A 10,149-nucleotide genomic window follows, 5' to 3' on the forward strand; every position below is an offset into this window, starting at 1 on the left:
ACACCTTATTGTTACATCGAATGCGGCCTCAACCTGATCTGAAGCTGACGCCCATGCGCAAAAAGCGGCGGCGGCCCTGCCTGCCGATCTGCTCTGCTCTGCAGTCATCTCACCCGCCCTTCGGGTCTCCCAATTCCCCCATCACCGCCTCGCGCAGGGCTTTCAGCCGCGCCTGTCGACGGAGGTTGCGGTGATAGCCCATCCACACGGTTCGCGCCGGGGCCGACGCTCCAAGCTCCACCCGTTCCAGACCTGGATGAGCGTCGCCGAGCAGGCGCGGCAACACGGCGAGCCCCGCCCCCTCGGCGCACAAGCGCGCCTGAACGCTGCGGTTGTTGCTGCCCAATGCGATCCGGGCGCGGGGCAGCCTCTGGCGAAGCCACTGCGCATCCGGGAACTCCCGATAGGCAGAGTCCAAGGTGATCAGTGCAAAGCCGCTCCCGTCGCTCTGCGCGTCCGGCCGAGCGCTTCCCTGGGCCGCATAGAGGCCGTATTCGAGCTGCATGAGCCGGCGTTGCACGATCTCGGGCTCGTCGAAGGGCTGAATCCGGAACACCAGGTCCGCTTCACCGCGGGAGAGGTCGTAGAGCCTCGCATCCGTGATCAGCTCGATGCTGACGCCGGCGTGCTTCAGCGAGAACCTGGCCACCACCGGCGCCAGGACATGGGTGCCGAACCAGTCGGACGAGGAGATTCGCAAGAGCCCCTCGAGCAACTGCCCTTTGCCGTCAAGCTTCCGGCGCAACGCCAGAGCTTCCTCCTCCATGCGCTCCGCGTGGGCCAGCACAGCGCTTCCTTCCTCCGTCAGGACGAAGCCCGCACTGCTGCGCAGGAAGAGGGCCTGACCGACATCGGCCTCGAGTGCCTTCAAGCGACGCCCCATGGTGGGTTGCGTGAGCCCCACTTGCCTCGCGGCGGCGCCCAGAGACCCGGCTCTCGCTATCGCGAGGAACAGCCTGAGATCACTCCATTCCATCTGAACGCTCCCGCTCCAAGGCGCCATCCTATGCCAAACGTTTTTGCATGCATCAGATGCAAACATGTTGATTGTCATTCATCTTTGTTGCCCCGACCATTGGATCCTTCATCCACGCAAACCGGAGTTCCCCAATGTCTGTCGCCCTGCCCTCATCCATGAACATGAACGCGCTCATCGCCCCCGCCGCGGGAGCGCCCTTTCAACTTCGCCAGCGCGCCCGACCTGAAGCCGGCCGCGGCCAGGTCCTGGTCAAGATCACCCACAGCGGCGTGAACCCGCTGGACACCAAGATCCGCGCCGGCACAGCGGCACATGCCCGCCAGGCCTTGCCCGCCGTGCTGGGCATGGACCTGGCCGGCATCGTCGTCGCCGTCGGCCAGGGGGTGGACGGCTTCACCGTCGGCCAGGAAGTGTTCGGCCTGGCTGGCGGCGTGGGGGGCCTGCAGGGAACCCTGGCCGAGTACGCGGCCGTGGACGCACGGCTGATCGCGCCCAAGCCCGCCAGCCTGACGCTGCGGGAAGCCGCCGCGCTGCCGCTGGCCGTCATCACCGCCTGGGAAGGCCTGGTCGACCGGGCGCGGGTCGGCCCCGGCCAGAAGGTCCTCATTCACGGCGGCGCCGGCGGTGTCGGCCATATCGCCGTGCAGCTGGCAAAGGCTCGCGGCGCCGAGGTCTACGCCACCGGCACGGCCGCGCAATTCGAGATGATCCAGGGCCATGGCGCGACGCCCATCGACTACCAGGCGATGACCGTGGCGCAGTACGTCGAGCGTCATACCGATGGCAAGGGCTTCGATGGGGTCTACGACACCGTGGGCGGCGCCACGCTCGACGCCTCGTTCACCGCCGCTCGGCGCTACGGCGGCCATGTCGTGAGCATCCTGGGCTGGGGCACCCACAGCCTGGCGCCGCTCTCGTTCCGCGCAGCGACTTACTCCGGCGTGTTCACCCTTCTGCCCATGCTGACCGGCGAAGGGCGTGAGAACCACGGCCACATCCTGCGTGAAGCCGCAGCCCTGGCGGACCAAGGCAAGCTCAGGCCCGTGGTGGACCCGACCGCCTACGGGCTCGAACAAGCCACCCTGGCCCATGAGGCGGTTGCAGGCGGCAAGGCTCGGGGCAAGGTCGTCGTGGACGTGCAGCCCGCCGTTTGACTGGACGCCGTGGCCTGAGGACGAGCGACACCCTGATTCGCCCCTTGGGCATCGCCTGACGCACCGGGTAGGGCCTGTTCACAGGTGGGACGCAGAACAGTGCCCGTTCAGTGGAGGCACAAGGCCACTTTTCCTGTTTGCGGTTCAGCTCTCGAACGGAGCGTGGTCGAGCAAGTCGCAGACATCGGGAACCTCGAAGCCATGAACATGGCGGCGCCCGATGTCTGCCAGGCCGGTGCCGACCGTGGTATGCGGCTTCTTGCGCGCGACCGCTGCGAGAGCCTCTTGAAACGCTGCCTTGAAGCCGAGGCGTGGGTACAGGGCAAGCGTGTCATCGATGAGCCCGGGGGAGATTTCGTCTATCCGAAGGCCCATGACATCCACGTGCGCGCCCATGTGCACCAGGGCAACTTCCGGCTCTCTACGGTCGGCGATGCCGGCACTGGCGTGCAAGGCGATGGCATCCCAGACCAGCTGGGCCTTTGCCTCCGGGTAGCCCTCTGCAATCAAGAATCGGCTGGCGGCATCCGCGCCGTCGACCTCGAATCGGCTGTCCGCTGCGTACTCGTCGGTGAGCCCCAGGTCGTGCAGAAGAGAGGCGAGGTAGACGGTTTCTCGGTCGTACTTCAGGCCGCGCTTTCTGCCAAGGAACTCAGAGAACCACCAGGTCCGGTGCAAGTGGTTCTTCATCGTCTCGGAGTGCACTCGATGGACCAGCGAGACGGCCTTGCGAGCAAGCTGTGTGTCCGGAGTTGTGATTCCTCTGACAGTGACAAGTGCGCTCATTTTGAAATGCCTCGGATTTGGTTGACTTGGGCTCAAGTCTAAAGACCGCAGGGGTGGCGCAAAAGACATTCTTCAGACGATTTGTGCCAGAATGAAGTCTTGCTTTTTCGACGCCGGAGGCCTGATGAACAAGCGAACGAAGCTTGGAAGCACCCCTATCGGGCCCGCTCAAAAGCGGGTGGTCATCCTGGGCCTGCCACCGGTGGACGCTCTTGATGTCATAGGGCCGGCAGAGGTGTTTGCCTTGGCCAACAAGCTGCACACTGGAGAAACCGCGCCCTACGCGCTCGAGCTGGTGAGTGCGGGCACAGACGTGTACCTGGAAAGCGACACGGGTATCGGTCTCAGGGGGCACCGGAGCTTGGCCGACGAGCGCCGCGCAAGAAGGCCTATCGACACGCTCATCGTGGCCACTGGCACGGGCTCGCTGGAGCACTTGGACAGCACTGCTATCGATTGGCTACGCGTCCGAGCCAAAACCATCAGGCGGGTTTGCTCGATATGTGTTGGCGCGTTTGCGTTGGCAGAGGCCGGGCTGCTCGATGGCCGCCGAGCGACAACCCATTGGGCCATGGCAAATCAGCTTGCCGAGCGCTACCCTGCAGTCCTGGTTGACCCGAATCCGATTTGGGTGAAGGACGGAAACCTCTATACGTCCGCGGGAATCTCGGCTGGAATCGACCTCGCCCTCGCACTGGTCGGTGAAGACCTGGGCAACGCTGTTGCGTTGGAGCTGGCAAAGGGCTTGGTCTTGTTTCTTCGACGACCGGGAGGACAAGCTCAGTTCAGCGTCTCACTCCAGGCCCAGAATGGGCTGAGCCCTGTCCTCGATGGCCTGCGTCTTTGGGTAAACGAACATCTGGGCAAGGAGATAACGGTCGAGATGCTCGCTGCGGTCGCAAGCACCAGTGTCAGAACCTTGGTGCGGATGTTCCAACGAGAGATGAGGACCACGCCTGCGAAGTACGTTGAAGAGGTGCGGCTCGAAGCAGTTTGCCAAGCGCTGGAGCTTGGAGGGCGGTCACTGGAATCGATTGCGCGCCGATATGGCTATCAGAGCGTGGACGTCTTGAGGAGGGCGTTTGTCCGCCGCCTTGGAGTGACCCCCAAAGAGTATGCACAACGCTTCGCGATGGCTGCCCCTGGGTCTGACGGATTCGACGTCACTTAGAGTGGTAGAGCGCCGGTGAAAGTCCGCTCGTGGCCGAGGCCGTGTGCCGAAGTCCGCTGGGATGAATCCATCGCTCAGGCGGCGCCGTGGAAGACCTTTCAGGCTTCTTCTTCAAGCTGGCCGCCCGCGGCACACGAGATCACGACGCACCGCGCAGGCGGTCGTTCACTTGCCAAACAACTTGGTCACGTGCTGCCACGAGCGAAGCATCAGGCCCGAGCGCTCCACATCAGCCTGTGCGACCAGCGGGGTTTCCCCCACCGGCTTGCCATTCGAGCTCGCGACCACCTTGCCGATCACCGCACCCTTGGTCACCGGCGCCTGCAGGTCCGGCTTGATCTGCACCGAGGTCTGCACTTGCTGGCCGCGCGGCACGGTCACCGTCCATGACGACGCCAGAACCGCGGGAACCGTGTCGGCCTTGCCGAAGTTGACCTTGGCCGCCGTTACCACCGTGTCAGGCTGAATGGGGGTGGCCTTCTCGAAGCTGCTGAAGCCCCACCCAAGCAGCGTGCGCGTCTCGTCGGCACGCGCCTGCGCGCTGTTGGTGTTGAGAATCACCGTGATGAGGCGCATCCCGTTGCGCTTGGACGAAGTGACGAGACAGTAGCCCGCTTCCTGGGTGTGGCCGGTTTTCAGTCCGTCGACCGTGGGATCAGTGTAGAGCAGGGCGTTGCGATTTCCCTGCTTGATGTTGTTGTACTTGAACTCGCGCTCCGCGTAGATCGGATAGAAGTCGGCGCTGTCGCGAATGATGGCGCGCGCCAGGATCGCGAGGTCGCGCGCAGACGCCTTGTGCTCCGGGTCGGGCAGCCCCGTCGCGTTCACGAAATGCGTGTGCGTCATCCCGAGGCGCTGGGCTTCGGCATTCATGAGCTTGGCGAAGCCCTCTTCGGAGCCGGCCATATGCTCGGCGATCGCCTTGGACGCGTCGTTGCCAGACTGGATGATGATGCCGCGCAGGATGTCGATCACCGTGGCCTGGCTATTGAGCGGCAGGTACATGCACGACTCGGTGCTCGAGCCACGGCACCAGGCGTTCTGACTGACCGAAACAAGGTCGTCCTTCTTGAGCTTGCCCGAGCGAAGTGCCTGCTCGATCAGGAAGCTGGTCATCATCTTGGTCAGTGACGCCGGCGGCAGCGCTTCATCGGGGTTCTCCGAGGCGAGCACCTCGCCGGAGTCGAAGTCCATCAGCAGCCATGCCTTGGCGGGCAGCACCGGCGGGCCGCCGGCAACAGCGGCCGGTGCTGCGACTGGCGCCGAGGCAGGCGCGCCAGCCGCGGGCTTCTTGTGGGCTGCGGGCTTGGCGGCATGGTTCGAGGCCGCGTAGGACGCCGAGTACGGTCCAAGGGCCCCCGCGGCGATTGCGAAGACGACGGAGAGGGTGGAAAGATGCTTGGTTTTCACGATGGTCAGGGGCAAAACGAGCATTGTCGCGGATCGCGTGTCGATTTTCGATCGTGCATAGGCGATCGAAATGAGGCGAGAAGGTTCAGGCGACGGCAACTGGCTTCTTCGCGATTTTCTTGGGACCTCGGGCGGCCGTAGAACGAGTTGTAGCCGTCCCACAGAGGCATCCAGGCAACGAAGTCGCCTTCTGCGGCCGGGCGAATGAGAATTGGTTCGGGCACAGGAGGCGCTCGATGCGGCGCCAATGGCGATCTTGCAGCAGTGGTGAAGGCGCGAGCCGAGAGGGGCCTGGCAGATTCAGCAGGTTGAGACGTCCGGGTGCGCTGGAGCTTCGGTGTTCCGAGGTCAAGCCGGTGGAGAAATCCAGCATGCTGGTCGCGAGAGCGGACATGCGGACTTGCCTGTTCTTGTCGGCGGGACGAAACTTGCTTTTCCGGATCAATGAGGAGCCAATGATGTCTCGTCGAGCCTTCCTAACCGTAGCCGCGGGAGTCGCGGTCACTCTGGCAGCCGGCTGTGCGTCCAAATCACCGCAGGAGGAAGCCGCCAAACGGCGGGACATCGACGCCAGGGTAGATACTGCCCTGACTCGCCTGCACACCCAGGCTCCGGGCTCGCGCGAACTGGCCCAGAAGGCTCAGGGCGTGCTGGTGTTTCCCGCCGTAGCGGCGGGTGGCCTCATCGTCGGTGGCGAATACGGCGAGGGCAGCTTGCGCATGGCCAATCGCACTGTGGACTACTACAAGATGGCCTCCGCCTCGATCGGACTGACAGCAGGCGCGCAGTCCAAGTCCGTGATCCTGATGTTCATGACCCAGGACGCTCTCGACAAATTCCGCGCGAGCAAGGGATGGACGGCGGGAGTCGATGCATCCGTGGCGGTCATGAAGACGGGCGCGGACACGGGCGTGAGCACCATGACAACGCAGGCGCCAGTGGTTGCCTATGTGACGACCAACAGCGGGCTGATGGCGGACGTCAGCCTGCAAGGCTCCAAGATCTCGAAACTGGACTGACAGGCGTGCCATCGGCGCAGCGTGCTGCGCCAATCGCGCTGGCCCACCGAAGACGCCGCGGCGAGTCGGCCATCGGTTGATCGCCTTCCCGTGCGTCCTAGCAACGAGGAGTAGACGATGCGGATGATCATTTGTTCATTTACCGCGATCGCACTGCTTGCAGGATGCGCAGCACCGAACATGCCGGAGGCCGAGTACGGCCCGCAAGCTGTGGCCGGCGCCGCGCCCACGCAAGCGCAAGCGCAAGCTGTACCGGTCGCACACATGCCTGCATCTAGGCCCACCGGCCGGGACACCTACAACGCCGAGAAGCTCGCCAAGAACCGAGCCTGCGCCGCCCAGCCCTTGGCAAGCCTCAGTGCCAAGGGCCCCGGCTTCGAGACCTACAGCGTGCCCTGCAGCAACGGCCACTCGATCGCGATCCGTTGCGAGTTCGGCAACTGCAGGGTGCTCCAATGAGTAACGCGCCGCACCGGGCTCGCGTCAGGGCGTGAAACTTGGGCCGCGTAGGCCAGCGGTTGATCCCGGACAAGAGTGCGGCAAGTCCTTAGCTTTCAAAATTGAATCGTTCGACGTTGCCGACGCGCAACTTACGCAGCTTGAGCGCTGAAGATTTGAAACCAAAAGTGCCATGCGTCAACGGGGAGAGTGACGCATTTGGCTTTGAAGTTCACCTGATATCGCAAACACCTGATCCCCCTGTGGAAGAGTGATTTGACTTGAGAATCAAGTCCCAATCCGTCCGTGGAATAGCGTCAAGTCCTGGTCAAGTCCTGGTCAAGTCCAGTCCAATCCAGTCCTGTCAAGTCCAGTTGCGTATACGCCGATTTTCCGGCTTGCCCATCTATCATTCGGCTTATTTGCTTCGACTGAAGCTCTCCCAACACTGGCCTTCCTACCACGTCAGGAGGCTTTCATGTTAGACCGACGCACCTTCGCAGCTTGCTGCGCGCTCGCCTTCCCGTACGGTGCCTGCCTTGCGCAGACCACTTACACAGCGGATCGGTACTTCGACGACCGCTGGTACATCACGCCATTCGGCGCATACATCCATCCGGACGGTGACCGCAACGCCGACAACGGTTGGGGCGGAGGAGTGTCCATTGGCAAGCCCATAAGCCCCAATTGGAACATCGAGTTGCGCGGCCAGTACGAGGAACTCGATGGCAAAGTCAGCAGCTTTGGCGTCTTTGGCAGGAATGACAAATACAAGAACTGGAGCGGCACGCTCGACGCACAGTGGTTCTTCCTGGGCCGCGAGGGGATAAACCGCTGGCAGTCGAACAGCGTGCACCCCTATCTCGTGGGCGGCATCGGCGCCATCGACAACAAGGTGGAGACGTTTATCGGCAGCGACAGCAGCACGAGTTTCATGGCCAACGCGGGCCTCGGCATCGTCTGGCCGTTCTCCTCCTGGGGCCGCCTGGTGGCCGACGCACGCTACCGCTATGTAGACAACGCCAACGTCGCCAGGCTTGACAACCGGCGGGGGCAAATGAATGACTGGCTGTTCTCGGTGGGCCTGCAGATCCCCTTCGGGCCCGCCCCGCGCGTGGCGCAGGCGGCCCCGCCTGCGCCCCCGCCTGCGGCAATGCCACCGCCCCCACCGCCGCCGCCGCCGGCAGCGCGCAACTTTGAACTCAAGGCCGACGGCACGTTCGCGTTCGCCAAGTCGGATTTGACGCCTGCCGGCCGCACCCGCATCGACAACACGCTCGCGGAGCTCAAATCCTCGGGCATCCGGCTGCGCGCGATTTCCATCGTCGGGCACACCGACCCGATCGGCAGCCTCGAGTTCAACAATCGCCTGTCCGTGGCAAGGGCCAACTCCGTGCGCGACTACCTGGTAAGCCAAGGTGTGCCGGCCAACATCATCCAGACTGAAGGCCGCGGCCCGGCGGAGCTCAAGATCACCGAAGCCGATTGCAGGGCTCAGGGCAAGGCCAAGACCCGCACTGCGCTCATTGCCTGCTTTGAGCCGAACCGCCGCGTGGATATCCGCGCCACAGGCGAGCAGGGGCTCTAGAGTGCGCGAGCTTGAGTGACCTCTGTATAGAGGTCGCTCAACGCGAGCAGCTGGGCCTTGACCGAAGCGGAGACGGGTATTCAGGCGCTCGAGGTGCTGCAAGAGGGTGAGTTCGCCCTGGCACTGGTCGACCTTTCCCTGCCGGGGATGAACGGGCTTGAGCTGATGCTGCGCATCGAGGCTGAGTTCTCCGATGTACGCGTTCTGGTGCTGAGCATGCACGCTGAGAGGACTTCGTGGCCGCGACGTGCGACCTCAACGAGTGGTTCCATGGTTTCAAGTCGCCCTCGGGAGTGAACGATCCTTGATGGACAAGTCGAGAAATCGATCCTGAGTTGACGACAAGAAGGTTTGCGCCCGATCAATTCGTGCGCGTCACTCTCGAAGTAGGCTTCCCTTTTCGGCGCTGTCGCGCGCCCTTCTGAACGATGAGGAATGCAGGACATGGAAACGAAGGTCACCCTCGCCGACCAAGCGTTACGTGGTCAGATCCTCGTTGCACTCGGGCGCGACGCTGGCACGCAAGACGTCGATCTCGAGGTGGATGTCTCCGATGGCGTGGCGATGCTGGCCGGCCGTGTGGAGAGCTGGGCGAAAAGGCTGGCGGTCGATCGCGCCGCCCATGCGGTCAAGGGTGTGCGTGCGCTGGTCCTCGCGTTGGATGTGATGCCCGAGACGAGGCACCCGCGTTCGGATCTCCAGATCGCGCTGGCAACCGTGCAACGCCTGCGGTGGAACGGTGTTGTACCTGTGGAGGACCTGTTGCTCGACGTCGAAGACGGTTTCGTCACGCTGCGCGGCGAGGTCGAGTGGGATTTTCATCGCGCGATCGTCGAGGAAACGGTGCGCAGCGTCAGCGGTGTCCGCGGGGTTCGCGACAAACTCAACCTGCGACCCCGCAGCAGGGCGGCTACTGTTTCCCGGCTCATCCAACGCGCGGGTCGTCGGACCTGAGCGCGCCAGTGAAGGAAGCTTGGGCTGCTGCCCAAGGCGTCGTCGCATCGCGATCGGCTACGCCGATCGTGACGACTTTCGCCGCACTCCCCTGCTCGCCTTCGACGTGCGCCTGGGTCGTGCTTCACATAGAACTTTTTGCGACATTGAAGACCGTCGAGCACAAGCCAAGTGGCTGTGGCAAGCGCATCATCGCCATTGACGAACCCACGGTGCGGGCTGTGTGCGAGGCAGAGCATGACATGGTTCAAGAGGGCTTTCTGGGTCGGCGCTGGGCTCGCCGTCGTGGGTGCGCTTGCCGCATTCACGCTGGACGAATTGAAGACTTCCCGGCTGCAATCGGCCCTGTGGCGCGACCTCGCCAGCGGTGCCCGCTTCAGCGTCGGCGCCGGGCCCAGCGATACCATCCGCTTCCCCCACACCGGGCCCTACGATGAGCGGCTGGGTTACGACCAGTTACCCAACTTCATCGAGCACCTGGAGCCCCTGGGCTTCGCGATCACCCGCCAGGCCCGCATGTCGCCGCGGCTGATCGAACTGCAGGAGCGCAAGCTCTTCATCCCCTACCGGGAGAAGAACCAGGCAGGCCTGACCGTGCGCGACTGCCGCGATGCAACGCTGCTGCACACGCGCGTGCCGGCGCGCGTGTA

General features: G+C 63.7%; 10 protein-coding genes and 1 pseudogene. 8 read left to right on the plus strand and 3 right to left on the minus strand.

Going from position 1 to position 10,149, the window contains the following annotated elements; genetic code table 11:
* Window positions 1–109 precede the first annotated feature (109 nt).
* Window positions 110–976 (minus strand): LysR family transcriptional regulator, encoded by an 867-nt coding sequence (locus AC1DYD_RS11935; RefSeq protein ID WP_478172948.1) that lies wholly within the window; start codon window positions 974–976, stop codon window positions 110–112.
* 134 nt (window positions 977–1,110) lie between these two features.
* On the opposite strand from AC1DYD_RS11935, the gene AC1DYD_RS11940 reads away from it, so the two are divergent.
* A complete protein-coding gene (locus AC1DYD_RS11940) occupies window positions 1,111–2,133 on the plus strand; it encodes a zinc-dependent alcohol dehydrogenase family protein (protein WP_478172949.1) in 1,023 nt (340 codons plus the stop codon).
* 144 nt (window positions 2,134–2,277) lie between these two features.
* Here the strand turns inward: AC1DYD_RS11940 and AC1DYD_RS11945 are convergent, their stop codons facing one another.
* Window positions 2,278–2,919, minus strand: a complete 642-nt coding sequence (locus AC1DYD_RS11945) for an HD domain-containing protein (RefSeq protein ID WP_478172950.1) — start codon at window positions 2,917–2,919, stop codon at window positions 2,278–2,280.
* A 124-nt stretch (window positions 2,920–3,043) separates the two neighbouring features.
* Here AC1DYD_RS11945 and AC1DYD_RS11950 point away from each other — a divergent pair, with 124 nt between their 5' ends.
* Window positions 3,044–4,090 (plus strand): GlxA family transcriptional regulator, encoded by a 1,047-nt coding sequence (locus AC1DYD_RS11950; RefSeq protein WP_478172951.1) that lies wholly within the window; start codon window positions 3,044–3,046, stop codon window positions 4,088–4,090.
* A 165-nt stretch (window positions 4,091–4,255) separates the two neighbouring features.
* On the opposite strand, the gene AC1DYD_RS11955 is transcribed toward AC1DYD_RS11950, so the two are convergent.
* The gene (locus AC1DYD_RS11955; protein WP_478172952.1) at window positions 4,256–5,524 is read right to left on the minus strand and encodes a D-alanyl-D-alanine carboxypeptidase family protein; all 1,269 of its coding nucleotides are present in this window, start codon (window positions 5,522–5,524) and stop codon (window positions 4,256–4,258) included.
* A gap of 434 nt (window positions 5,525–5,958) precedes the next feature.
* Between AC1DYD_RS11955 and AC1DYD_RS11960 the strand changes: the two genes are divergently transcribed.
* From AC1DYD_RS11960 to AC1DYD_RS11985, 6 genes and pseudogenes are all read left to right on the plus strand, one after another.
* Window positions 5,959–6,519 (plus strand): BPSL1445 family SYLF domain-containing lipoprotein, encoded by a 561-nt coding sequence (locus AC1DYD_RS11960; RefSeq protein WP_478172961.1) that lies wholly within the window; start codon window positions 5,959–5,961, stop codon window positions 6,517–6,519.
* 117 nt (window positions 6,520–6,636) lie between these two features.
* A complete protein-coding gene (locus AC1DYD_RS11965; RefSeq protein ID WP_478172953.1) occupies window positions 6,637–6,978 on the plus strand; it encodes a hypothetical protein in 342 nt (113 codons plus the stop codon).
* 457 nt (window positions 6,979–7,435) lie between these two features.
* On the plus strand, window positions 7,436–8,545 hold the full coding sequence (locus AC1DYD_RS11970; protein ID WP_478172954.1) for an OmpA family protein: 1,110 nt from the start codon (window positions 7,436–7,438) through the stop codon (window positions 8,543–8,545).
* A 57-nt stretch (window positions 8,546–8,602) separates the two neighbouring features.
* On the plus strand, window positions 8,603–8,842 hold the full coding sequence (locus AC1DYD_RS11975; RefSeq protein ID WP_478172955.1) for a response regulator: 240 nt from the start codon (window positions 8,603–8,605) through the stop codon (window positions 8,840–8,842).
* 147 nt (window positions 8,843–8,989) lie between these two features.
* Window positions 8,990–9,499 (plus strand): BON domain-containing protein, encoded by a 510-nt coding sequence (locus AC1DYD_RS11980; protein WP_478172956.1) that lies wholly within the window; start codon window positions 8,990–8,992, stop codon window positions 9,497–9,499.
* A 237-nt stretch (window positions 9,500–9,736) separates the two neighbouring features.
* A pseudogene (locus AC1DYD_RS11985) lies at window positions 9,737–10,149 on the plus strand (glycosyl transferase family 51); the annotation flags it as partial.

This window comes from Variovorax sp. P4_B11 (assembly GCF_056402355.1).